21 protein-coding genes are annotated in these 22,997 nt (G+C 67.5%); 13 read left to right on the forward strand and 8 right to left on the reverse strand.

Features of this window, described 5'->3' with window-relative positions; translation table 11 throughout:
• Positions 1-142: 142 nt before the first annotated feature.
• The 5 genes from ACFWPK_RS31955 to ACFWPK_RS31975 all read left to right on the forward strand — a co-directional run bounded on the left by ACFWPK_RS31955 (position 143) and on the right by ACFWPK_RS31975 (position 6,859).
• A complete protein-coding gene (locus ACFWPK_RS31955) occupies positions 143-1,450 on the forward strand; it encodes a hypothetical protein (protein ID WP_378922141.1) in 1,308 nt (435 codons plus the stop codon).
• The gene (locus tag ACFWPK_RS31960; RefSeq protein ID WP_378922143.1) at positions 1,450-3,195 is read left to right on the forward strand and encodes a hypothetical protein; all 1,746 of its coding nucleotides are present in this window, start codon (positions 1,450-1,452) and stop codon (positions 3,193-3,195) included. The genes ACFWPK_RS31955 and ACFWPK_RS31960 overlap by 1 nt, the downstream gene beginning before the upstream one ends.
• A 443-nt stretch (positions 3,196-3,638) precedes the next feature.
• Positions 3,639-4,136, forward strand: a complete 498-nt coding sequence (locus tag ACFWPK_RS31965) for a hypothetical protein (RefSeq protein ID WP_378922145.1) — start codon at positions 3,639-3,641, stop codon at positions 4,134-4,136.
• A gap of 7 nt (positions 4,137-4,143) precedes the next feature.
• Entirely contained in the window at positions 4,144-6,021 is a 1,878-nt protein-coding gene (locus ACFWPK_RS31970) for a relaxase/mobilization nuclease domain-containing protein (RefSeq protein ID WP_378922147.1), read from the forward strand.
• Positions 6,022-6,040: 19 nt separating this feature from the next.
• The gene (locus ACFWPK_RS31975; RefSeq protein WP_378922149.1) at positions 6,041-6,859 is read left to right on the forward strand and encodes a hypothetical protein; all 819 of its coding nucleotides are present in this window, start codon (positions 6,041-6,043) and stop codon (positions 6,857-6,859) included.
• Positions 6,860-6,940: 81 nt separating this feature from the next.
• On the opposite strand, the gene mobF is transcribed toward ACFWPK_RS31975, so the two are convergent.
• Positions 6,941-11,671: a MobF family relaxase gene (gene mobF, locus ACFWPK_RS31980; protein ID WP_378922151.1), complete on the reverse strand. Its 4,731-nt coding sequence runs from the start codon at positions 11,669-11,671 to the stop codon at positions 6,941-6,943.
• Positions 11,672-11,785: 114 nt separating this feature from the next.
• A complete protein-coding gene (locus tag ACFWPK_RS31985) occupies positions 11,786-12,817 on the reverse strand; it encodes an HNH endonuclease (RefSeq protein ID WP_378922153.1) in 1,032 nt (343 codons plus the stop codon).
• A gap of 184 nt (positions 12,818-13,001) precedes the next feature.
• Between ACFWPK_RS31985 and ACFWPK_RS31990 the strand changes: the two genes are divergently transcribed.
• The gene (locus ACFWPK_RS31990) at positions 13,002-13,271 is read left to right on the forward strand and encodes a hypothetical protein (RefSeq protein WP_378922155.1); all 270 of its coding nucleotides are present in this window, start codon (positions 13,002-13,004) and stop codon (positions 13,269-13,271) included.
• 19 nt (positions 13,272-13,290) lie between these two features.
• On the opposite strand, the gene ACFWPK_RS31995 is transcribed toward ACFWPK_RS31990, so the two are convergent.
• The 4 genes from ACFWPK_RS31995 to ACFWPK_RS32010 form a co-directional block, all read right to left on the reverse strand.
• Positions 13,291-14,361 (reverse strand): hypothetical protein, encoded by a 1,071-nt coding sequence (locus ACFWPK_RS31995; protein ID WP_378922156.1) that lies wholly within the window; start codon positions 14,359-14,361, stop codon positions 13,291-13,293.
• A 166-nt stretch (positions 14,362-14,527) separates the two neighbouring features.
• Positions 14,528-15,379 (reverse strand): helix-turn-helix transcriptional regulator, encoded by an 852-nt coding sequence (locus ACFWPK_RS32000; protein ID WP_378922158.1) that lies wholly within the window; start codon positions 15,377-15,379, stop codon positions 14,528-14,530.
• On the reverse strand, positions 15,360-15,878 hold the full coding sequence (locus ACFWPK_RS32005; RefSeq protein ID WP_378922160.1) for a DUF6879 family protein: 519 nt from the start codon (positions 15,876-15,878) through the stop codon (positions 15,360-15,362). The genes ACFWPK_RS32000 and ACFWPK_RS32005 overlap by 20 nt, the downstream gene beginning before the upstream one ends.
• Positions 15,862-16,086, reverse strand: a complete 225-nt coding sequence (locus ACFWPK_RS32010; protein ID WP_378922162.1) for a hypothetical protein — start codon at positions 16,084-16,086, stop codon at positions 15,862-15,864. Before ACFWPK_RS32010 ends, ACFWPK_RS32005 begins: the two co-directional genes overlap by 17 nt.
• A gap of 229 nt (positions 16,087-16,315) precedes the next feature.
• On the opposite strand from ACFWPK_RS32010, the gene ACFWPK_RS32015 reads away from it, so the two are divergent.
• Positions 16,316-16,504 (forward strand): hypothetical protein, encoded by a 189-nt coding sequence (locus ACFWPK_RS32015; protein ID WP_378922164.1) that lies wholly within the window; start codon positions 16,316-16,318, stop codon positions 16,502-16,504.
• Between the two features lie 257 nt (positions 16,505-16,761).
• On the opposite strand, the gene ACFWPK_RS32020 is transcribed toward ACFWPK_RS32015, so the two are convergent.
• Positions 16,762-17,685, reverse strand: coding sequence for a hypothetical protein (locus ACFWPK_RS32020; RefSeq protein WP_378922166.1), 924 nt, complete (start codon positions 17,683-17,685; stop codon positions 16,762-16,764).
• A gap of 231 nt (positions 17,686-17,916) precedes the next feature.
• Here ACFWPK_RS32020 and ACFWPK_RS32025 point away from each other — a divergent pair, with 231 nt between their 5' ends.
• The 3 genes from ACFWPK_RS32025 (at position 17,917) to ACFWPK_RS32035 (ending at position 19,763) form a co-directional block, all read left to right on the forward strand.
• The gene (locus tag ACFWPK_RS32025; RefSeq protein ID WP_378922168.1) at positions 17,917-18,201 is read left to right on the forward strand and encodes a hypothetical protein; all 285 of its coding nucleotides are present in this window, start codon (positions 17,917-17,919) and stop codon (positions 18,199-18,201) included.
• A 319-nt stretch (positions 18,202-18,520) separates the two neighbouring features.
• Positions 18,521-18,724, forward strand: a complete 204-nt coding sequence (locus ACFWPK_RS32030; protein ID WP_378922170.1) for a hypothetical protein — start codon at positions 18,521-18,523, stop codon at positions 18,722-18,724.
• 454 nt (positions 18,725-19,178) lie between these two features.
• Entirely contained in the window at positions 19,179-19,763 is a 585-nt protein-coding gene (locus tag ACFWPK_RS32035; protein WP_378922172.1) for a recombinase family protein, read from the forward strand.
• On the opposite strand, the gene ACFWPK_RS32040 is transcribed toward ACFWPK_RS32035, so the two are convergent.
• Positions 19,760-19,960, reverse strand: coding sequence for a hypothetical protein (locus tag ACFWPK_RS32040; protein ID WP_378922174.1), 201 nt, complete (start codon positions 19,958-19,960; stop codon positions 19,760-19,762). The two genes, ACFWPK_RS32035 and ACFWPK_RS32040, sit on opposite strands and share 4 nt — an antisense overlap.
• 180 nt (positions 19,961-20,140) lie before the next feature.
• Here ACFWPK_RS32040 and ACFWPK_RS32045 point away from each other — a divergent pair, with 180 nt between their 5' ends.
• The 3 genes from ACFWPK_RS32045 (at position 20,141) to ACFWPK_RS32055 (ending at position 22,978) form a co-directional block, all read left to right on the forward strand.
• Positions 20,141-20,665, forward strand: coding sequence for a hypothetical protein (locus ACFWPK_RS32045; RefSeq protein ID WP_378922176.1), 525 nt, complete (start codon positions 20,141-20,143; stop codon positions 20,663-20,665).
• Positions 20,666-21,172: 507 nt separating this feature from the next.
• Entirely contained in the window at positions 21,173-21,400 is a 228-nt protein-coding gene (locus ACFWPK_RS32050) for a hypothetical protein (protein ID WP_378922178.1), read from the forward strand.
• 342 nt (positions 21,401-21,742) lie between these two features.
• On the forward strand, positions 21,743-22,978 hold the full coding sequence (locus tag ACFWPK_RS32055) for a recombinase family protein (RefSeq protein WP_378922180.1): 1,236 nt from the start codon (positions 21,743-21,745) through the stop codon (positions 22,976-22,978).
• Positions 22,979-22,997 lie beyond the last annotated feature (19 nt).

The following is a 22,997-nucleotide window of genomic DNA, read 5'->3' on the forward strand; positions in this document are numbered from 1 at the left end:
CGATACGCCTCGCGTCAATCGGCGCGACGGGGTGCACGAACGGATGTTGCCAAAGAATCAAATCGTTTTGTTTCGTTAAAACGTATTAGAAAAACGATTTGAAAACGTATCATAATTGACGAATTAGGCGTAGAATCGAGGAATGACCGATCAACCCGAGACCTCGCCCGGCGCCGCGATCACGGCCGCCGCGCCGCGGCTGTGCCAGTTCCCCACCGCCTACGACCCCGAAGCCGCCGAAGCGGCGGCCGACCCGTGGGTCGTGTGCGGTCGCCCGCTCGATGACGTCGCGCCGCGACCGGGCCGCAAACCCGAGTACTGCGGGGAGAACCGCATCGACCCGGACGGGCATCAGCGCCGTCACGACCGCGCCGGGGCTTTCACTCGCAAGCGCGAGCTGGAACGCGCCGCGCTCGGCAAGGCCGCGCCGGTGCAGCGCGATAGGCCCACCCCCCGGCCGGTGACCTCGGCGCGCGCGTCGCTGGCCGACCTGCTGGCACAGCTCGAGATGGTCGCCGCCGGACACCGTGAGCAGATGGGCGGGCTGCTGGACCGGGTCGTCGACGTGGTCGGGGCCGCTGGGGATCCCGACGCCGCCGTCGCCGAAGTCACCTCGATGCGCCGCGAGGCCCAAGCAGAAGTCGAGGCCGCGCAGGCGCGTGCCGACGAGGCAGAGGCCGACGCCAACGTCGCGCGTCGACAGCGTGACCGCGCCGTCGAAGACAAGGAGCTCGCCGACGGCGTTGCCGAGGACGCGCTCGCCGAGCGGGACCACACACTGGCAGAGGCCGAACGCAGCATCGACGCCATCCGCGCCGAAGCTGTGACCGAGGTCGAGGAGATCCGCGCCCAGGCCCAGGCCGAGATCGAGAAGATCCGTCAGGCGGAGACCGCCCGCGTCGAGGCCGCCGAAGCGCGCGCCACCGCTGCTCAGGCCGACGCTCGCGCCGCCGAGGAACGCGCGGCCGCCGCCGAGACCGCCGCCGAGCAGGCTCGGCGCGACGCGGCCGAGCAGGTCGACACCCTCACCCGCGACCATGCCGCCCGCGTCGAACGCGTCACCACCGACGCAGGCGCCCAGGTAGCCGCCGCTGCCGCCGCCCAGCAGCGCGCCGAGTCCGCCGCCACGGCCGCCGACACCCGCGCGGCCGAAGCCCGTACCGAGCTTGCCCAGGTCAAGACCGATCTGTCAGCGGCGCGCGAGCAAGCGCGCGAGGATGCCACTGCCGCCCGCGAGGAAATCGCCGGACTGCGCCGCGAACTCACCGACGTTCGGGCTGAGGCCCGCGCCGAACGTGAGCAGCAGCGCGCCGACCACGCCGCCGAGATCGCCCGCGTACAGCAGGCCGGTGAGGCCGGCGCCGAGGCGCTGCAACGCGCACTCACCGCCGCCGAGAACACCATCACCCGACTCGAAACCCAGATCGCCACCAAGAAGGAGACCCGCTGATGTTCCGACGCCAGAAAGCCGCCGAGGTCGATCCGCTGCTGCACGCACCACTGCCTGACCGGATCGAGGCCGCGCACTCGCGCCTGGCCCACCAGGACGACCCTGCGTTGATCGCCGCCCTGTCCGAGCGTGAGCTCCGCGACGAACGCGCGGCCGCGGAGCTGGTGCGCGATCACCAGCGCTCGGAGTCGATCGCGGGGGTGAAGTCCGCGCAGACCATCTCCGGTGAGGTCCGCCGCGCGCAGGAAGAACTGGTGCGCGCCGAGGCGGCCGACCTGGTCGTCGCGCGCCGTGCGATCGCTGAACGGCTGCGGTCGAGCTCGGCCACCTTCGACATCGCGCGCCTGCACAAGCAGAAGACAATGGCCGCGCGCGGACTGACCGGTGTGGTCATCGCGTCGATGCTGTGGTCGGCGGTCAACGTCCAGCAGAACATCGCGCCCGGTGGACCGTCGGACCCGCTGTACTGGGCCAGCTACGCCCTCGAAGCCACCATCTCCATCGTGCTCGTGGTGATCATGATCAACGGCGCCGCAGTATCGCGGTGGGGCGTCACCGAGGGCGACGACCGCATCCGACGTTTCGAGATCGGGCTGCTGGCGGGCAGCATCGGCCTCAACGTCTACCCCTACCTGTCGCCGCTGGACCCTCGCGGCGCGGCCGTGCACGCCGTGGCACCGGTGATGGTCGGTGTTGCGTTGTTCCTGCACCCGGTGATCCAGCGTCGCTACGGTCTGGCCATCGACCGGGCCAAGGTCGCCGCCGACGCCGAAGGTGACGACATCACCGCGCGCCTCGATGCCCTCACTGCCACCGCCTCCCGTACCGCACCGACTGTTCCCGCGGCCGCTCCCAAAGCGCCGGCGGCGGACACGGACGCGGTGATCGCCGAGTTCGAAGCCGAGCTGCGCGCGAGCGAGGACGCTCCCGCAACCGAGCAGCTGCCGCGCGCGACCGAGGCGCATGAGGACACCGACCGCGCACCGATCGCGCGCGAACCCCTCGCGCGCGAGGATGTCGATCGCGCGCCGATCGCGCGCGACGACTACGACGTTCCGCGCGCGACGGCGGAGACGATCGACCCGATCGCGCGCGAGCACCACACAGAATCTGTGGTCGCTGCGGACCCGCGCGCGACCACCGATCGCGGCGAGGTCGCGCACGAGCAGGAACCGAGCGCCGACACCGACCGCGCACCGATCGCCGCGCACACCCCGGCCGAGCTGGACACCGATCACGCGTCGATCGCCGCGCACACCGACGACGAGACTGCCGGTGCGGCGGACTCGCGCGCGGAGGACACTCGCGTCGATGAGGCTGTCGCGCGCGAACCGGAGCCCGTCGATCGCGCGCGGTCCGCACCGATCGCGCTCGTTTCGATCGCGCGCGAGGATGCCGATCGCGCGCGGACGTCGCGCACCGATCGCGCGCGGGATGTGTCGACCACGGGTGCGCTCGCGCGCGCGGCCGAGCCCGCACCGATCGCGCGCGAGATCTCGCCGCGCGCGGCCGAGCACGGTCCGTTCGATCACGAACTGTCGCGCGCGGAGGCAGGTCGGTTCGCGCGCGCGGTGTCCGAGCGCGGGCTGAGCAAACAGCCGGTGTCGATGCTGACCGAGATCTACCTGCTCGCCTCGCAGGGGCACAAGGGCAACGCGATCGGCACCCAGGTCGGTCTGGCGCACTCCACGGTCGGGCGCGCCCTCACGCGCGTGGAACAGGTCGTGGGTCCCCGCTCGATCTGATCTCTCACCCCCCATATAGAGACAGGACCCTGGCGGCGCATATCCGCCAGGGTCCTGTCGTGTCCGGACACTACTGCATCGTCTGCGGCGTCTCGTGCTGGGCCAATTGCGCGTGGATCTCGGCCGGGCGCTGCGACGCGGCCCGTCGATCACGGCCTGACTCGCGACGCAGCGCCTCGTCGAATGCGCGTCCCCGGCGTCCTTCGCGAGCGTTGCCACACGCCGAGCGTGCATCCCATCCATGTCGCTAACGGGTGTCCGCCGGACTCTGCCGCCCCGAAAATTCGGGCGGTGAGGTCGGCGTTGCTCTCGTTCTATGAGCGCTGACGTTCCGGTACGGTTGTGGACGGAAGTACAGGTAGCGAGCTAGTATTTAGGTGACCTAAGATCGGTCACCCCACCCGTCCGGGTGGTCGCTGCGCTGGGCTGTAAGGGAGGCTGCGATGGCAGGGGAGTCGCCGAATCGGCGGGCAGGGGTGCGCCGCCAGCGGCAGGCGAACGTGCCCGGAGGGCGACCGCACAAGCACATCGTGAAGCTCTCGGATGCCGAGCACGAAGACCTCACGCGCCGTGCTGTCGAGGCGGGTGTGTCGGTGCCGCGACTTCTGGTGGTGTCGGCGCAGGACTCGGGCAAGGTCGAGGCCGGCCGCGCGTTCGCGGCGATGCGGCTGCTCGAGTTGGACGATCAGATCCGGCGGATCGGTGCGAACGTCAACCAGCAGACTCGGCATATGCACCAGGTGAGTGGGGAGCTCGCGCCGGATCTGGTGGCCGCGCACCTCGACGCGTTGCACGCGGTGGTGCGTGCGTGCTTGAGCGTGGACGCGACCGCGCGGTGGGTGATGGGCAAGGCTCCGGCGGTGACCGAGAAATCGGTGAGCGTGGAGCAGGACTTGGCAGTGAGCGAGGAGTGGGCGACCGCGGTCGACGGCGAAGGGTGAGCAGCCGATGATGCCGAACGTGGTCAAGGGCTCGGACATGGGCGGGCTGCTGCGCTACCTCGCGGGCCCGGGTCGGGCCAACGAGCACACGAACCCGACTGTGGTCGCGGGCGACATCGTGACCATGGCCGTGTACGGCGGCCGGATCGACGTCTCGCGCGCGACCGAGCTGGCGAAACTGCTCGACTCACCGCGGCAAACGGTGCTGCGGGGGGAGCCGGTGTTGGTCACCAACTACCGCGAAGCGCGCGCGAAGATCGCCGAGGGCGTGCCGCGCAAGGAAGCGTTCGAGGCGGCGACGCGCGATCAGAATGTCTGGCACTGCAGCTTGGCGTTGGACCCGAAGGAGGGTCAGCTCGACACCGCGAAGTGGGGCGAGATCGCGCGCCGGTTCATGGAGGAGATGGACTTCGTCGACCGCACCGACGGCGCCCCGGACGTTCGGTGGACCGCGATCCATCACGGGCTGACCAAGAACAAGGGCGACCACATCCACATCGCGATGGCGGTAGTTCGTCCGGACGGATCGTTGGCCGATGTGCGCCGCGACCATCCGCGCTCGCAGGCCGCGACCGCGACGATCGAGCGCGAGTTCGGGTTGAAGGTTCTCGCCTCGCGCGAGGACCGTGCCACCGAGCAGGCGACTCGACCGGACGAGCGCGGCCGCGCCGAACGAGTCGGCGCGCCGGAGACCGACCGCGAAGCGCTGCACCGCCGGGTGCGCGCGGTCGCGACGGCGACCGACAACGAAGCGGAGTTCGTCCGCGAACTGCGTGGGGCCGGGATGGTGTTGCGGCCGCGGTTCGCGAAGGGCGGCACCGACGAGGTCGTCGGGTACGCGATCCGGATGCCCGCGCAGAAGAACCAGAAGACCGGCTCGTGGGAGAAGGCGATCTGGTACGGCGGTGGTCAGCTCGCCAAGGATCTCACTCTGAACTCGCTGCGCGGGTGGACCGGATGGGACGCCTCCGAGGACGCGCGCACGGCGGCGGTCGCGGAGTGGTCGCGGCCGCCGACCACACGCACCGGTCGCGCGATCGGGCCGAACGTGATGAGCGAGCAGGACGCGATCCGGCAGCTCGGCCGGTGGAGCCAGTACATGAGCACCATCCCGGCCAGCGATCGTGATGCGTGGGCGAAAGCCGCGTCGCAGACCGCCGGCCTTTTCGCCGCGGCGAGTGTGCGCACCGAAACCAAGCCCGGCCCGCTGGACTCGGTCTCGCGCCAGCTCGCCCGCGCCGGACAGCTGCCCGCGCACCAGCGACGCCCCCAGCAGGTGCACGGCCAGGGAGTGCGGGCGGTCGCGCGGATGCTGTGGTCGATGCAGTCCGACGCGGCGAGCAAAGTCGCACTCGCTGTCGCGTTGACCGAGTGCCTGCTCGCGATCATGGACATGCTCGCCGAACGTGACCGCGCCCAGGCCGCGAAGATGCTCGCCTCGCACGCGCACCGGTCTCTGACCCAGGTCCACATGCGCGCGGCCGGGACCGACCCGACGCGCCGGACCGTACCTGTCACCGAGGTCGGGTCACCACCATGGGCGGCCGCCCGGCGCTCGCTCGCGGTCATCAACCGCGAAGACCGCCAGACCGTCGAGGGCGAGGTCTCGACGTCGACCCAGGGTTGGCACGCCAAGCGGATCGCGTTCCAGGGCCGCCCTGGCACGCTCCAGGTCGACGAGCACGGTCACGTTCTCAGCGATCAGCCGTGGAAGGCGAGCAAGGTCGCGCGTGCCGCGGGCCCGTTGACACCACCGGCCGGGGCGAAGAAGCCCGGCAAGTCGACGCCCGGCGCGGCGAAGTCGACCCCGCCCGCGAAGGGCCCGTATCCGGGGTACAACCCGTACAAGCCCGGACCTGATCGCGGAAAGGGTCCCGAGCGGTGACGATCGTGGGGAGACCACAGTGAGCAGTAGCAAGCGTGGTGCCCCCAGGATCGGGGTGCGACGGGTCCGGCCGGCACGGGCGTTCTACACCGACATGGACGACGAACTGCGCGTGGCGGTGCAGGCGCGGGCGCTCGCGCGTCTGGCGTTCGGGTCGTTTCAGGCGTCGTGGATGCCGGATGAGGTCTTGGCCCAGGAGTTGGCCGAGCGGGCGATGGAAGTCGGCCTGTTGGTCCGCGAGCTCGAGACACTACAACTTGATCAGCCCGCGACCCGCCGGGCCGAGATCGACAACGCGGCCGCGATCCGGGTCGCGGGTTTGGTTGAAGCCGCACAGCAGGCCCGCACCGAGGTCACCGATCTGGCCCGGCTGCACGGGCAGCAGGTCCTCGGCCGGGACCGGTTGGCCGCCGAGCTGGAGGCGACCCCGATTCTCAGGCGGGGTGCGCGTGGGGATCTGCGGGAGCGGATCGAGCTGGCCGATGCCACGCTCGCCGAGATCGGTGCGCAGCTCGAGATCGCGCGCGCGGCGGCGGATTCGGCGGGTCAGTTCACCGGAGTCCGGCCGGATCAGTGGGCAGCAGCGCTGTCCGCGGCCGACCCGTGGCATTGCCGGGCCCGGCTGCGTTCGGCCCAGGAATCCGAGGAACGCCAGATCTTGCAGAGCCTGGGATATCTGGTGCACCTGCAACGTGAGCTTGCCCAGTGCCAGGTCGAACGTCGCCGTCGAGATCAGCTCGTCGAGACTCAACGGCTCCTCGACGAGCGGAAACAACAGGCGAAGGCGGCCGAACTGGCCCGTCTGGAGCGGTCACCACGGTGGTGGTTCCGTCCGTAGAGGTACTGCCGCGCCCGCTGCGCGAGCTTGCCTCCTGAGAAGTGTGTGGCAAGCCTGCGGAGCAGGCGCGGCAGCCCTGTTCTAGATGTCGAGGTCGTACCCGCGGTCACGGGTGGGCTCGTAGGGCAGCTGTTGGTATCTGGTCGGTTCGTGTCGTGTCGGTGTCTGATCGAGGATGCCGGTAGCGCGGATCGCGGCCTCAGGTCCGTCGAGGTGGTTGCGTGCCTGGTTTTCACGGTCTCGATCGAGGTCGGGCAAATCGCTGCGGCGCCGGTGCTCGGTGACCACCGCCCGCAGTTGGCTACGCAGTTCCTCGGTGATCTGCCCGCGGCGGTAACGGTGCTCGGCGCGGGACTGGTCGTGGTGGTGGGCGGAGTCGAGTTCGGCGGTGCGGCCCTCGACGTCATCGGCTGCGTCGAGGATCTGCTGCCAGCGTCGTTCTGCGACACCGTCTCTAGCGGCCGCGTCGTGGATCGCGCGGGCGCGCTCGCGGTATTCGCGGTGCGCGGTCTCGCTGTCGCGCAGCTCGTCTTGCTTGGCTTTGATCTCGGCGTCGCGTTGACGGCGACCCCACCATGGGGTCTCGCGGGTGCGGATCTGGTGGATCTGCTGGGTGATCTCGGTGATCCGGTTCTCGGTGGCTTGTCGTTCGTCGGCGAAAGCGGCGAGTTCGGCGTGGGCGCGGCGGACTCGGTCGGCGTCGGCGTCGAGGCGGGCGTGGGCGGCGGTGACCTTGCCGACGCGGTCGTCGTCGAGGGCGTCGAGCATGGCAGGTACGCCCGCGTGCTGGTCGTGGCGGAGTCTGGAGCGCAACCTCGCCAGCTCGCCACCCAGGGCCGCATCGCTCAGACGGCGGAGCCGGTCGTGCTCGATGATCTGGATCTGCCGCTCCAGCGAGGTGTCGTCGACGGTGGCGGGGGCGAGCTCGTCGAGGTCGCCGGCTAGGCGCCAGCGCAGCGCGGCCGCGGGCTGCTCGGCCGGGAGCGGGCGGGCGGCAGTCGCGGCGCGGGCGGCGTCAGCGATGGCGCGGCCTCCGTCTTCGGCGCGGGAGAGCTCGGCGGCGAGCAGCGGCCAGACCGGGTCTTCGGTCAACCCGTTCACGTCGAGTTCGTCGGCGAGGCCTGTCCAGCGGCGGATGTCGGCGTCGGTATCGCCGAGCCGGTTGGTCACGTGCTCGTCGAGGGTGCGCTGTATGTCGCGTTCGGCGTTGGCAGGCACAGTAGGGCCGGTGGGTCGGCGGTCGCTGTCGGGCACGCTGTGAGCCGCGCGCCAGGTCGCCAATGGTCCGAGTAGATCCGGGTGGGCGGTCAAGGGCTGTGCCCACAGCGGGATCTGGTCGGTGCTGGTGTTGGTCCAAGTGCGGGCGAGGTCTGTGACCTGGGTTCGCAACTCGTGGATTTGGGTGACGCGTGCGGCGAGGTGCGGCCCGAACTCGGTGTGCTGGCGCAGCTGTGCGGGAACACCAGGCAGCCAGCCCAGTGGTCCCTTCTCGTAGAAGCCGATTCCGCGTCCGGAGTGGTAGCCGCTGGGGTCGATGCGCCAGTCCAGTACCGCGGCCGGGTCGGCGGCGGTGTCGAGCTCGCGCCCGCCGATCGCGGTGGTCAACGCCTGTACGGGGTCGTCGCCGTTGAGGGCGAGGGTGACCAGGTGCTGGCGCAGCACCGGATAGGCCGCCGCACCGGTCAGACCGGGCAGCAGTTGCTCGGCGGCGGTGTCGAGGGCGGCGAGTTGTTCGGCGCCGTAGTGGGTTTCGGCGGCGACGCCGAGTGCGTCGAGATAGGAGTCGACTGCACCGGCGAGCTGGTGGCGCGGGTCGTGGGCCTGGGCTTGGGCGGTCGCGGCCGAGACCTGCACACCGTCGCGGTCGAGCACACGGGTCAGCACATCCAGAGCGGTCGGTGGCCGCACCGATTCGAACTCGTGAAGGTTGGGTTCGGTGCCCTCGTGGGTGGAGAGCCAGATCTGGTTGCTGTCGCGCCCGCGGGTCAACGCCACGTAGAGCTGGGGTCGGGTTTCGCGGCCGGTCAGCACGGTGTGGCAGGTATCGACAGTCATGCCTTGGGCGGAGTCGATAGTGGTCGCGTAGCCGAGCTGGGTATGGGCGGCGACGTAGTCGGCAGGCAGGGTGACCCGACGTCCGGAGCCGATGTGGGCGGCGGTGATCCGACCGTCCTCATGAACCTTCTGCGCCACCCATCGGGCCCCGTTGCGCACGTAATCGGTCTTCGAGATCCGCAACCGACGGTTGTTGAGGCGGGTGCAGATGATGTCACCGGCCGAGGCCGAGAGCCCATCAGAGAGAGCGACTTCGGCGCCGATCTCGGTGTCGGCGCGGGCGAGTCGGTCGGCGCGGGCGCGGGCGTTCAGGTCGGTCACCAGGTCCCGGGTGGGAGCGAGCAGTGCGGAGTCGCGGCCTGCGTCGATGTCGGCGGACCACGCCAGGTACGCCTGCTCGACGACGGCGTCGAGGCTGCCGATCCGGATGCGATCGTGGTCGGTGTAGTAGGCGAGCCCGGCGGGGTCGCCTTCGCGCACAGCCAGACTCGCGGCACGCTCACCGAGGTCAGCGAACCGCATCACGGTGGACAGGTTCGCCGATCCTGCGTGGGCGACGATGTCGCGGATGACGCCACCGGCCGCGACGGCGGAGAGTTGGCGGTGGTCACCGATCGCGCGGATGCTTGCACCCCGATCCAGCAGCCACGACACCGCCGAGTCGAGTTTGAGGGTGGCGGCTTTGGCGGCCTCGTCGAGAATCACCAGCGTCTGCGGGCCGACCTCGGTGAGCCAGGTCGGTGGTTCGGTGAGGTCGCCGGCGTCGAGGCGGTGGGCGAGGCTGACGAGCAGGTCGACGGTCGAGGCCGGGGTGTCGATCTCGCGGGCCAGGATCTCAGCGGCCGTCGCGGTCGGTGCCAGCCCGATCACGGTGCCGCCCTGGGCGGTCCAGGCATCGGCCAGGACCCGCATCGAGGTCGTCTTACCCGTCCCGGCCGGGGCGAGACCGACCTGCAGACGAGCACCACTGGTAGCGAAGGTGCGCACCATCGCGGCTTGGCCGCTGTTGAGGGCGAATCCGCCGTTGTTGGCGGCGTATTCGATGATCGCGGCGTCGACGTCAGCCACGGTGATGCGGTGCCCGTCGTGGCGCAACCCTGCGTCGACCAGGCGCGCTTCGGCGGCGATGATCTGCGGCGAGGTGTAGAGGGTGGAGCGGGCGGTGGTGTAGACGCTGGTCCCGTCACTGCGCGACAGTTCGTCGACTTGCGGGGCAAGGTCGTGAACTCCACGCGGGATCGAGACCGGCTCGGCGAGTGCGGTATCGGTGACTTGGGCGACCACGGTGGCCCACTGATCGGGGGCGACACGTCCACGGACCTGGCGCTCGACTTCGGCGCGGATGTGGTGGTGCTGCCAGGTCGCCCGGGTCTGCGACACCACCTCCACCGACCGGACCGCAGTACGACCGATCCAGTCGTCGGTGATCTGTTCGCGGTCGGGGAGCTGCTGGGACAGGGCGGTGTGGACCATCTGCTCGACGGCGGCCTCGCTGCCCAAGATCGCGACCGCGTCAGCCCGCCAGGTCGCGCGCTGCTCGGCGTTGCTACGCGCGGCATGCTTGCTCGCGCGGGTCGACAACGTCGCCTGCTGAGACAGACTGACCAGCTCCAGCGCGGTCGGTTCTCGACCGTGGTCGGCTTGGAACTTCGCCGAGAGTTTCGCGGTGGCGACGCGGACCGCGCGGCCGCGCTTGGACCACTCGCGGGCGAGCTCGGCATCGACACCGACAACCTCACGGACCGGGCGTTTGTCGACGACTTCACCGCGGTCGGCGAAGACGAGTCCGAGGCTGGTCTCGAGGTGGGCTTCCATGCGGGTGTTGTACATCTCCGAGCAGGTGACGTTGTAGCGGTAGATCATCCGCCCGTCGATCGCACCCCACTTCCCATCGGCGCGGAGAACGTTGTTGGAGACGACGAGGTGGGTGTGTAGATCCGGGTCACCGGCGCGGGAATCGCGGTGGTCGAAGCCGGTGGCGATCAGGCCGGCGACTTCGACCTGGCGCACGCTGTGGCGCCCGACCCGGGTGTAGAGAACTTCGGATTCGATGTAGGAGATGACGTCCCGAATGGCCGCGTGGTGGGCGGTTTCGATCTGCTCGGCGACCTCCCGCGAGGCCACTGCCCACAGCGTCGACACCGACTTCACCGGGGAGAAAGTGAGGTCGAAACCAGCGACCGCGGTCTTGGACGGACGTGAAGCGCGGGCGATCCAACCGGACAGCTCCCGCGAGTTCAGCGGTGCCCGGCCGACATCGTCGGTGAACATCCTCAGCGCGACCTCGGTGCGGACGCGACGGCGTTCCTCGGCTGGGACCGCCGCGCGAGGATCGCGGCCGTGCATGGTGTTCCAGTCGGTGAGTGCCTTGGCGCATTCGTGGCGGTAGCTGCCCGGCGCGGTCGTGAACGTGCTGTAGGGGCGACCGAGCTGAGCTTTCTTGAGCGCGTACCGGATCGCGTCTTTGCTCTTCGCGCCGAGCGCGACCTGCTCGGTGATCGCGGCGTCGATGATCTGATCCGCGTTGGGGTGCAAGCCTTCACCGAGCAGGGCGCGCATCTGGGCTTCGGTGACCCGGTCGCCTTCGTCGATGCCGAGTGCGGCCAGTCCGGCGCCGAGCCACACACCCGGCGACTCGCCCTTTTCGGAGTAGTAGTCGTCTATCCCGGTGGTGCCGCGTTCGTTCGCGTCGTGGGTGGCGATCACGCGCGTGTAGTACTCGTAGCCCTCGCCCGCGGACAGCTTCGCCAGTGACATCACCCCACCTACGGTAAGCACACTTGCGACCGGTGGGGCCGACCTCGGACAGGGTGTGTGAGACAGCTGGATCACATCGCGGCACGCCCGAAATCCTCAGCGCAGGGCGGTGACTCAGTTGGGACGGAGCCGCCTCAGTTTCCGCGACGACGCTGGCTTCTTCCACTTGAGGTACACCAGACCATCGGATTCGAGGCCACCTCGGTTGAATCCAAACAACACCCGAAAGGTGCCTTGGCCTGCGGCGTCGTATTGCAGGTAGTCCAGCCCATCCCCGTCAGCACCCATGACTGCTGCATGGGAACTGCCGTCGGCGTCGAACGTACCGACCATCTTGAATTGTTCGTCGTCCACGATGTAGAGCAGCTCGGTGATTGTGAGATCGATCCGCGTGCTCGGCGGAGCGATCTCTGGGTACATATGCCCAGCATTGTCCACCTGAGATCTGATGTCGGAGAGAAGGTGCTCCGAGATTTCTTGCTTCACCGTGAGCACTGGCGTGGTCAAGACGTCGTCGGGATCCTCTCCGACGAGAACCGCCATCATGTCTCGAACTCGGCGCCCTGCCTGATCCAGCTCGACGACCGTGATTTCCCGGACGTCGGTTGTCGGATCCTCGAACTCATCGATTGTGGTGAATTCGATGCGGCGTAGCCGTGTGTCCAGAAGTGGCGCGAACTCGGTGAGAGCCTTGAGAGATCGACTGTCCTCCAGATCTGTCCGCATTACCGCAACGAGGGCCTTTCCAACCCGACCGGAGGCCTCGAACGACCGGATGAATTTCTGAACTTCCGGAACCTTCGCCTTGACCCGTTGCAGGATTTCGAGGTAGCGCGGCGCGTCGTACACGTGATCGGTCTTCTCGCCGTTGCACGGGCTATGGCAGATCGGAGCGAGATTGTGGAGTGCGTCAACGTCGAAGCCGGGCACTGCATCGACGCCTAGCAACTGCTCAACGCGCTGGTTTCGCTCTGCCTCCGTCAGCGATCGCGGGATGACGTGGTCGATATCCACATCGCCGAAATCGCGCTTGGTCTTGCACCAGTAGCACCGCTCGTTCCATACCTGGAGAAGCGCGAGGCGAAGAAGCGCATTCCACTCGGTATCTCCTGAGCGGTACCGCATCGCAGTCGTCGGGGTGGCCACACGCTGGACGGTACGCGGCACCAACAGGCGCACACAGAGAATCCGCCGTTATTAAGAAGTTACCGACGGAGCATGAGGTGTGAACGTTTTTGTAGTGCTGTTTGAGTGCTGGTGCTCACGTGGTTTGTGAGTGAGGGATACGGTGGGCGCGTTTCGGTTGGTGCGAGGGGTGGAGGTGGTGGCGATGGTTGGGCGCTATCGGTGTGACCGGTGTTCGGTCGGCTGGCACGACAGTCCGTCATGCCCGAATTCGCCGGGCGCGCGGTTCGCGCCGACCCTGGGCGAGGTGCAGCGTCAGGTCCACGCGCTCAACCGTGTCGGCAGCCCAGCTGATCGCGACCGACACCGACGCCTGTCCGGGCCACTGCCGGAGATCCCACCACCGATCGGGTTTCGGTGGTGGTGGATCCCGGTCGGGCTCGTGGTGTTCGTGGCGCTGGTGATCCTGATCTAGTCAGGCGCGCCGGGCGCCCCTACTTGTAGTTGATGCTGGTGATTCGGTAGCGGCCGTCGGCGACCTCACGGGTGCGGATGACGTAGGCGATCTTCTCGACCGTGGTGTCGTCGGGCCACTGCTGGCGCAGGGCCACGTCCCACACCGAAGTGTCGGTGGCGGAGCCGCGGGTGATGTGCACGCAGTAGCGCACCCCCTGGGGCAATCCGGCGATGCCGGTGGCGAGCGCGGCCTCGTTGCCGACGTGAGCGTCGTCGGTGACGAAGCTGCGGGCTTTGACCGCGCTGCGATCGACGTAGTAGCTGTACTCGAATCCGAGGATGGCGCCCTGCGGTGTCGAGGTGTCGCCGTGCTCGGCGCTGATCGTGACCGATGTGCTGCGGAAGGTCTCGCACCCGGCCAGCCCGTGGGCGGGCAGCGTCGCGGCGACCGATGCCGATGCCGTGGTTGGTGATCCGGACGCGGACACCTGCGCGGGGGTGGCGGCGTCGCCGTCGTCGACGGCGGTGGCGATACCACCGACCACCGCGACCAGCGCCACCGCGGCGAGGACACCACCGACGGCGGCCACCACCTTGGACTTGCCCCGCCCGGCTTCGTCGTAGCGTTCGTCGTCGTAGTTGCGGCGCGGACGTTTCGCGATCTTGCCGCCACCGCCGTAGTCGGTGAGCCTGGGCACCGTCGGGGTGGGCACGTGGTCGCCGCTCTGCTCGGTCGCGGTCTCGGTGGCCCAGTTGTTCCAGTCGACCTCATCGTCGCGCACGGGCGTGGCGTCGGTGGCGGGCTCGCTGTTCCAGTCGTTCCAGTCGCCGCTGAACCCGTCGTCGTCGCCGACCAGGTCGACGTCGTCGGCAGCGCCCTGCTCGGGTGGGGCAGGCGTCGGGTAGTCCGGCTCGAATTCCTCGCCGTCGTCGTAGATCTCCGGGTCGGGCGGTGGCCAGGTCTCGGGGTTGGTCCCGATCGTCTGCGGCTCGGCCTCGCGGCGTCGTCGTCGCGGGCGCTTGTCCTGCGCAGCTCCGCCCGCCGGCGGAGCCGCAGTGGTCTCGGGCGCGGTGAAGTAGGCGCCGAACGGGTTCTCGGTCGATGACATCGCTCCCCCTCTCGTAGGTCGCGCCCGGGTACCCCTGCGCCCCGAGCGCGGGAATCCTAGTGAAATCCGCGATTTTGTGTGGACACCGCTGGCGCTGGTCAGCGAAAGATGTCGGTGGGCGGGTCTACCCTGCGGCGATGAGCAGATTTGACGATGCGCTGACCGCTCAGGTGAGGTCGTCGAGGGCGGTCACGATCAGTTGGCGGGCCTCGCGGCCGTAGACCGCGGACCGTTTCAGCTCCTCGAACATCCGCGCGTAGAGGCCGATCTCGGCGGGTTGGTTCACCTGGATGCTGGCGGTCGGGGTTTCCAACGCGACCAGGTCGTCGTCGAAGATCCAGAACCCGGCGCTACCGACGCCACCGCGTTCGCGCATCATCGGGATGATGCCGAGCGAAACCTGCGGCAGCGCCATCACTTCGAGTAGGCGGCCGAGTTGGCCGGCCTGCACTTCGGCCGAGCCGAAGAACGTCCGCAGCGCCTGTTCCTCAAGGACGATGACGAACCGGCGCCCGCCGCGCTGCACGATCCGTTGCCGCTGCATCCGAACCGCGACCGCGTCCTCGACATCGTTCGGGGTGCCGAGAAACCGGATCCAGAACCGCACCATCGCCCTCGCGTACTCCGGCGTCTGGAACAACCCCGGTACGACGTTGTGCTCATAGATGCGGAACACCTTGGTCGCCTCGTAGCGCTGCGGAGTGTGCGCACCGAGGACCCGCTTCATTCCGGCCCGGGATTCGCGCCGGTGCTCGGTGTAGGCGGAATCGACCGCGTGCAGCGTGGCGACCAGGTCGGGTTCCTGCTCGGGTGCATCAGCCAGTCGACACCAGTCGGCGATGTCGCGCACGGTCGGCAGCTGACGGGCGTTCTCGATCTTCGACACCCGCGTGAAGTGCTGCCCGGTGGCATCGGCGAAGGCCCGCATGGTCAGACCGGCACCGTTGCGTATCTCGCGCAGTCGTCGACCGAGTGCCCGGCGCCCGTCCTGAGCGGAGCTAGACGGGTTGGTAGTCACGGTGGCGGATCGCCCACTGCCACACCGTCTCGAACGCCGTGCGGCACAACTCGATGTCTGAAGGGTCGCGCGAGATGACCTTGTCCACGCCCAGGCCGTCGCCGGAGTAGTGCAGGAAGATCACCAACTGCTCGTCGAGCAGGTAGAAGTCGTTGCCCGGGATCGCGACCGAGTCCAACCGTCGCCGCGGTACCCACCGAATGTCTTCGCCCGCATTGACCATCGGCGCAGCGATCGAGTGCGACCAGCGTTGGTAGGCCGAGAGCGGTTCGGACACGACCCGGGCCCGGCGCACCGTGCGCCCGGCCGCGGTGTGGCCGCGCAGGTTGTGGCACCAGTCGTCGAGCCATGCGAGGTCGTCGTGTTCGCCGGCGGCCCACTTCGCCATGTACGGCAGCTCGATCTCGGTGCCGTAGGCGTCGCGGGTCTCCAGATGCACCGCGCTGGCGGTGAAATCGGTCAGTAGCCGGTCGAATTCGGCGTCACTGATTGCTGTCACTGGCGGCCTGGGCTCCTTGGGTGAAGAACGGGACGAGCCGGTCGGGGATCTCCACGCACGACTCCCCCCCGGGAATGTTCATCTGGGCGAGGATCTGCGGATCGGTCACGATCCAGCCCTGCACGATCCAACCGGTATCGGTCTTGTAGAGAGTCGGTGATCCGGACGGGTTCGAGCCGGGATCTTTGGCGACGAACGTAAAACTCATGGTGGCCCCCTGCCAACGGTGTTGCGCGATGTTTCTGCTGCCTGTTCATCCTGGTCGCCGGGGTGTGGATGGGTCAATAGCTCACTGTTGCGCAACATTTCGCAACATTCTTCCGCTGCGGTCTACCGCGCTCTTAGCGTTGTGGCCACGCCGTGCGGCGCCGGTCCGACGAGCAGTCACCGGCGCCGTGGGCGCTCACACCCACCGCCCTCGAGGAGGCCCGCAGCCGATGAGTACCACGACCCGCCGCGTACCTGCCGACCTGACCGAGCGGGCAAAGCGTCGATCGATGGCGATCAGGTGGTCCGACGAACCACCGAATGGGTGGGAGCTCTACAACCCGTTTCGGGTCGTGTGTTTCGGCACCCTCGATAACGTGGCCGACTGGTTGACCGCGGCCGAGGCCACCGGCCGTTGATCACGCTCGGGTACCTACTCGCGGTAGGGATCCCGCTGGTCGTGCTCGTCGTGGCGATCCGACCTCGCTGGTAGCGGAAGTTGCGGAAGTCCATCGCCCAGCCATGCACTGCCTTGTCAGCTCGCCACGTCCAGCCGCAGTGTCTTTACTGGTCAGCCAAGGCGCGCACGTAGGCATCTACAGCGCTGGATGCCTCGGATACGAGCTGGTCGGCGAGCTGGTGTTGCAGGTCGGCGTTAGCGGTGTCGCCTGGCCGTTCACGCCAGGATGTCCGCAGCACGAAGAAGGATCTCCCCGGTGCGAGCAGCGTGCTCCCTTTTCCGTCGCAACAGTTCGTCGAAGCGGATTCGCCCGTCGAGGACCAGCTGCAGGTCGTAGCCCTCGGTCAGCAGGAGCACCCGCCGCCCGCCCTCTCCGCTCAGTTTGATTGCGTTGGGCTGGAAGCCGTTGATGGACAGGAAGAGACCCAAGGTGTTGTCCAGCTTGCGTCTCACTTTGTCAGCGAAGATCGACAGATCGGCCGTGGTGCTCAGTTCCTTCTGCCACTTCGCTTCCAGTAGGTAATCGGTTCCCGCGAAGGTGAAGGCTCCGTCGATCTGCTCCCCTTGGATCCGGAAAGGCCCCTTCGCGTTGATGTCATACACCGTGAAGAGTCGGTTCAGCAAGCCCTCCAAGGCATATCCGCGTGCTTGCGGTTCCTGGGAGTGCATGGCGAGGAACTTTGTGTGCAGCTCCGCGGTCTCGCGGGCGAGGGCCTGTTCCTTCTTGGCGCGTTCGTGGTCGATACGGCGGCGCTGCGCTGCTGCTTCAGCTTCCGACCGCATCGCTCGGTAGGGCTCGACCAGACCTCGCAGGACGTTCAGGGCTGCAGTTGCGGTCTCGTACTTGGTGAGGCCGTCGTCGAGCCGCTTGAGAGAAGCGGGGTCTATTTCGACAGTCGCGAGGATCAGTGCGATCAGAGTGTCGAAGTACCGGTGCTGATTCTCGGCAAGCGTGGTGACGAGCTGGCGGACAATAGCTCGCTTGTAAGAACCGCCGCCCCAGTCGAGCTGAGCAATCAGTTCAGGCTGTCCGGTGGCGCTTCGGAGAAAAGCTCTCAGATCGTCCTTGTACCAGTAAGCACAAGCCAAAGCCTCCTGTAGCGGCACGAGCACCGCGGGAGAAACCACCTTCGTAGCCACCGGCACAGTCTATTTCGCGGTGTGCGGGCACCTGCCGCGAGGCGGGCAAACACCACACCTGTGACTCGCAGCGACAAGTGGCGGTGATCTCGCATCCTCAGGTGGCGCCGCCTGGCAGCGGACGAATAGCAAGTCGGGGTTCCGGTAGTAACCCCTATTCAGCCGACGAGAACTCGCCGAGCCGACCGGCAACACGATCAGCCGCTACAGCCGGTATGGACACTGTTCGCCGTGAGTACCCCATTCCTGATCCCGTCGTTCGAACCCATCCTCGGCCTGGACGGGTACGCGTTCGTCTTCTCGCAGAAGGTGACCGGCGGGATGCCGGTGCTCTGGATGGATCCGGCGGTGAATCCCTACTCGGTGGCCACCGCCTTGCGACTGATCGCCGAGCAGATCGACATCGCCGCCGACGAGGAAGGCGTCTACACCGATGCCGATCGGAAGGCTGGTCGGCGCTACTCCTCCGGGGTTGGAACCACCCGCCGCCGCGGAAAGGGTCGAACGGATCACTGAACCGGGTGTACGGAAAACGACTCCGAGAACCGTTCGGCGCCTACCCGACGAGTACGACAACATCACCCACGACAAGTCGGTGGACAAGAAGGCAAAGGCCGCAGCGAACAGCTCGACCGCAGCTCACAGACCCCCAGTGCCCAAAGTCGTTGTCGGGGTTGCTCGTCGGCTGCCGTGTACCCGAGCTGTCACGCAGGTCGATGAAAACCCTGTCCGGCGCCGTCCGTACGATTCGTATTTGTTCGGCACGTTCGAGCAGTACGAGGATCCGACCTCCACACGCCAAATCAATCCGTGTGACTAGGAGGCGAGATCTCAAGTGCTCAAGGAGAAACCGAACGACGGGCCTGATGGCCCTGGCGAGAACCGATTCGTCGAGCAGCTCGTGCTGCTGGCGGTGAGTTTCGGTTTGAACGTCGCGTTGGCATTCCTGCCGATGGTGCTGCCCGAAGGGGCGACCACTCCGCAGTTGTGTACCGACTCGACGGTTCAAGTCGAGTCGGTACACGTCACCTGCCCGTAAACGGATGCCCTGAACAAGTTTCCGTCTACGTGCCACGGACCCCGGTTACCAGCTGTTGGTAGCCGGGGTTCAGTCTTTCGCGAGGTCGTGCTTTTACATGCTCAGCATGTATTCGCACGCAAAGGGTACCTAAGAGGTACGGGTCCGACCTCCACCGGGATAGCACAGTTTGGAGCGTTGTTTGTTCCGTGGCGGAACAGCCTGCTGCGGGACCAGATCGAGATCTGCCGGATTTGGCTGCGATGACCACACACCGTCAACCCGGCCTCGGCGTGCCCGCGGACTATCGGACACCCGTGCGGGTGTTCGGAAAACGACCGTTTACCGAACACCCTGACCGCGGCCGGGCATCGACGGCGGACTCGCAGGCGCGGGCGTTCGGAAACCCGTTCGGAAACAGGTAGGCTCACGCCTGATTCTCGAACACGTTTTCCGAACGGGCGGAGGGGTTTTCATGGCGTTGGTGGGTCTGGTCCGGGTCAGCACGAGCAAACAGGAGACCGCGCGACAGCATGACGACCTCGACCCGATCTGCGTGAAGGTGTTTGAGGAGAAGATCAGCGGCACCATCAAGGTCGCAGACCGGCCCGGCCTGCAGGCCGCTCTCGACTATCTGCGGCCCGGCGATCTGCTGACCGTGCAGGAGGCTGACCGGCTCGGCCGAAGTCTCCTCGAGGGGCTGATCGTGCTCAATGATCTGTTCCAGCAGGGCATCTCGGTCAAGGTGCTGCACGGGATTGCGGCCGGCGAGCATACCGAACGCAGCCTGATCCTGGACCTGGCGCTCGCGCTGGCCGAGGATCGGCGCCGCGACATTGTCCGCAAGACCCGAGACGGCCTGGATGCCGCGGCCCGGCGCGGCCGCAAAGGTGGGCGGCCCACGGTCATCGACGACGACAAACGCCGCGCGATCCTGGCTCGCCGCGCCGAAGGCCAATCCCTGCGCGAGATCTCCCGCGGAGTCGGCGTCAGCCTCGCCGTCGTACACGGCGAGGTGAAGGTAGCTGAGGGCATTGCCGCGCAGGGATCGCCTGACTAGGCGGCAGCCTCGGAGGACGGCTTGATCGTCGTGCTGTCGAGGAAGAGTCCGTCGAGGATGTCCTCGTCGCGCTCCAACCCCCGCACCTCGATCAGGGTCTCATCGGTGGCGCCGAGGTCACGGGCGGTCTTGACGAACTGTTCGATCTCGCCGAGGGTGACCGAATCCGTCAGAGTCAAAGGAAGAGTGATCTGCATCGGTACACCCTAGGTGACCGTAGCGCCGGGATTTCGGTCACGCGCGTCGACAATTCGGCAGTCTCAGCCGCCGGTTTCGCCCACTTATCGGTAGGCCCGAACTCGATAACAGGCCCGGTTGTCGGCGGCCAGGAACAAGGTCAGGGCAGCGCTGCACCCCTCGTATGTAGCTTGCCGATCATGACTACCAACGCCGTGAACACGGCCTACACCAGCCCCTTCGTCTGCACGAAGGAACACGACAGCGACGATCCGGTCCTGTGCCTGTCGCGCGCCAACTTCGGGAACCCGACCGAAGAGACCTTCATCGAATACGCCTTCGCGGCCGGGTGGCTCATCAAGAGCCCGCTGGTACTCGGTCAGCCGGCGTTCTTCCTGACCCGGCAGGTGGCTGAGCTCGCACTCAAGGCGCTGCTCCCCACTCCGGTGTTCGGACACGACCTCGACAAGCTGCTCAACCGCCTCCAGGGCCTCGGCGACGACTTGCTCGCCGGCGGCACCGAGCAGGCCCAGATCGTCGCGTTCATCCGCGAGCTCCACCACTTCGACCCGGGCGGTGACGGTGGCCGCTATGCCCACACCACGGGCAAGGCACCCGCCCTCGAAGACGCCTGCCACGCCGAGCCGGACCTCCTGCTCGACGAACTCAACCGGCTCGTCACCTACACCGCGAACCGCCTGGGTGTGCAGTCCTTCACCGTCTGACCGTGCCAGCCCCCGGCATCGACCCCGGGGGCTGGTTCTGCACCGAGTCGAACTTCGAGATCCCGACCTGCCACACCATCGACGCTGGTCGGCGCTGAACTGCGCGTGGTCGACCGCGAGGCTCGCGGCCTGGTCGACGACGAGGACCGCGCCCGAGTCCTTGAACTGCGCTTGGCACGAGGCCAGGCTGAACTGAACAGCCCGAAACGAGAATGGGGGCTGCGGCCGCCAGCTGATATCGCGCGCCGGTGTCGTTGGTATTCACCGCGCCCGTACTGCGTATCCGGCGCGTGCACGTGACACCGGTTGCGGCCGCCGTATCTATTGAATAGGGGTACATTGCGTATGAATAGGGGTACATTGCGTACCCCCTCGGCAGCTGTTTTCGGCGCTACCTTCCGCGCATGAACAGATCCAGGAAGATCGCCAGGGGCCGGTTCGACGACCCCGTGAAGTACCAAATTTCTTGGTACTTCACGGCTCACGGCGGCCGTAACGTCGGTGAACATGTTTGAGGTGCTCACCGGCAGCGCAGCGGTGTTCGGCGGTGTCGGCGGGCTCGCCTGGTGGCTGCGGCACGACGGCCTGCTGCGGTTGACGGCGGGTGTCGTTGCGGTCATGCATTCGGATCCGGACCGGCGCGCTGACGCGCTGAAGGTACTTCGCTACACCGGAACCCACCGCCCAGCGGTGCGGAACCGCAGGGACCACGGTGCCAACGAAGGCCGCCGTTGAGCGCCGGACGGCGGCTGCCGGATCTCGACACGTTTGTCGACGTCTCGCATCTACCTGCTCGGCCTTGGTGGCGGAGCTGTCGGAAACCGATCGTTTCTCGACAGCCCTTCACTCGGCCCCGGAATCCCGAAGCTGTCACCAAGTGCAAAGTAGGGCATCTTGGGTACGCCGGTCTGTCGACTGCCTGAAAGTTGGTTCGGGGGCGCGACAAACCGCCCGGTGTTTCATAAGTGATCACCCATGAAACACCGCGAGATTGCTTGGCCGTCCAGGACATTCGGTGTTTCATAGGGCGGTGCATAGGTCTGGCGTGTTGAAACGGACCCATGAAACACTTTTCCAGTGAGCGACGACGATTTCCTCCGTGTGGAGGCCCACGACTGCCCGATGTCGAGTTGCGCCGCCCCGGCCGGATCACCGTGCCGCACCGGCAAGGGCAAAGTCGCCATCGGCTACCACACCGCCCGCTTCCGCCTCGTGCCCTCGCTCGCGAAAGCATTGAAGCTGCCGACCCCGGCGCTGCGCCGCCCGGGCGCGGTGTGGACCGAACTGCCGCGCCCGACCGCGGCCGTCACCGACTCGGGCGCGCACGTGCGCATCGGCTACGCGCGCGCCTCCACCGTGCGCCAATCCCTGGACACCCAGCTCGATTCCCTGCGCGGTGCCGGGATCGGGCGGATCTTCTCCGAGAAGATCTCCACCCGCGCCCTGGTCCGCCCCGAACTCGACAAGGCCGTCGCCCTGGCGCGCGAGATCCGCGCCTCCGGCGCGGCGATCACCCTAGTCGTGCACGAACACAAACGCCTGGGGCGCGGAATCGAACTCGCCGCCCTGGCCGAACAGCTCAAGGCCGCCGACATCGGCCTGGAATTCCTCACCGGCGAACTCCAGGGCTCCCACGACCCCTCCGGAGTGGTGTTCACCGTGCTGGCCGCTCTGTCGGGGATGGAACGCGAATACATCCGCGATCGCACCCTCGAAGGCCACGAATCAGCCCGCGGGCGTGGCAAATCCATCGGCGGGGTCTCCGTGGTCGACGAGACCATGCTCGCGATGGCGCTGCACCTGCGCGCGAGCAACCACAGCCTGCGCGATATCGCCGAACGACTGGTCATCACCACCGGCAAGAAGAGGGGCCAGCATCCCTCGCCGGCCACGGTGATGCGGCTGCTGCGCGATCACGACCAGAGCATGGGCGGCGATGCCGAACACGCCCACGCCGTGGCCGAACTCGCCGCGGTCCTGGACCGGCTGCCCGCCGATACCCGCCCGGGTTTGCCGACGGTGGAGCGCTACGACGATCTGCTGCCCTCGCGGCGCCGAAGCCGCGAGTCCGTCCCGGAGCGTGAACAGCAAGCAGCGCAGGAACTTTCGGTGCGGCGGCTGGTACGTCAGGTCATCGAACCCGGCGAGGTCTTCGAGGTCGGCGATCTGCTCGCGCGACTCGCGCGCTTGGGCCTCGCGATGACGCCGGACAAGGTCAGCGGCATCCTCGACTACTGGGCCGCGCGCTCCCAACTCACCCTCATCAGGCCCGGCGTCTATCGCCGCCCGCTCGAACCCGACGACGCCGCATAGTCGCCATATCCGCCCCGAT

Origin of the sequence: Nocardia sp. NPDC058519 (genome assembly GCF_042719755.1) — a bacterium.
GTDB lineage: Bacteria > Actinomycetota > Actinomycetes > Mycobacteriales > Mycobacteriaceae > Nocardia.

Bases quoted from the DNA above. Each gene is read 5' to 3' on its own strand.
- ACFWPK_RS31995 (WP_378922156.1), bottom strand. From the start codon at position 14,361: ATGTCATCGACCGAGAACCCGTTCGGCGCCTACTTCACCGCGCCCGAG.
- ACFWPK_RS31955 (WP_378922141.1), top strand. From the start codon at position 143: ATGACCGATCAACCCGAGACCTCGCCCGGCGCCGCGATCACGGCCGCC.
- ACFWPK_RS32010 (WP_378922162.1), bottom strand. From the start codon at position 16,086: ATGAGTTTTACGTTCGTCGCCAAAGATCCCGGCTCGAACCCGTCCGGA.
- ACFWPK_RS31960 (WP_378922143.1), top strand. From the start codon at position 1,450: ATGTTCCGACGCCAGAAAGCCGCCGAGGTCGATCCGCTGCTGCACGCA.
- ACFWPK_RS32045 (WP_378922176.1), top strand. From the start codon at position 20,141: ATGACTACCAACGCCGTGAACACGGCCTACACCAGCCCCTTCGTCTGC.
- ACFWPK_RS32035 (WP_378922172.1), top strand. From the start codon at position 19,179: ATGGCGTTGGTGGGTCTGGTCCGGGTCAGCACGAGCAAACAGGAGACC.
- ACFWPK_RS32015 (WP_378922164.1), top strand. From the start codon at position 16,316: ATGAGTACCACGACCCGCCGCGTACCTGCCGACCTGACCGAGCGGGCA.
- ACFWPK_RS32050 (WP_378922178.1), top strand. From the start codon at position 21,173: ATGTTTGAGGTGCTCACCGGCAGCGCAGCGGTGTTCGGCGGTGTCGGC.
- ACFWPK_RS31965 (WP_378922145.1), top strand. From the start codon at position 3,639: ATGGCAGGGGAGTCGCCGAATCGGCGGGCAGGGGTGCGCCGCCAGCGG.
- mobF (WP_378922151.1), bottom strand. From the start codon at position 11,671: ATGTCACTGGCGAAGCTGTCCGCGGGCGAGGGCTACGAGTACTACACG.
- ACFWPK_RS31990 (WP_378922155.1), top strand. From the start codon at position 13,002: ATGGTTGGGCGCTATCGGTGTGACCGGTGTTCGGTCGGCTGGCACGAC.
- ACFWPK_RS31970 (WP_378922147.1), top strand. From the start codon at position 4,144: ATGATGCCGAACGTGGTCAAGGGCTCGGACATGGGCGGGCTGCTGCGC.
- ACFWPK_RS32040 (WP_378922174.1), bottom strand. From the start codon at position 19,960: ATGCAGATCACTCTTCCTTTGACTCTGACGGATTCGGTCACCCTCGGC.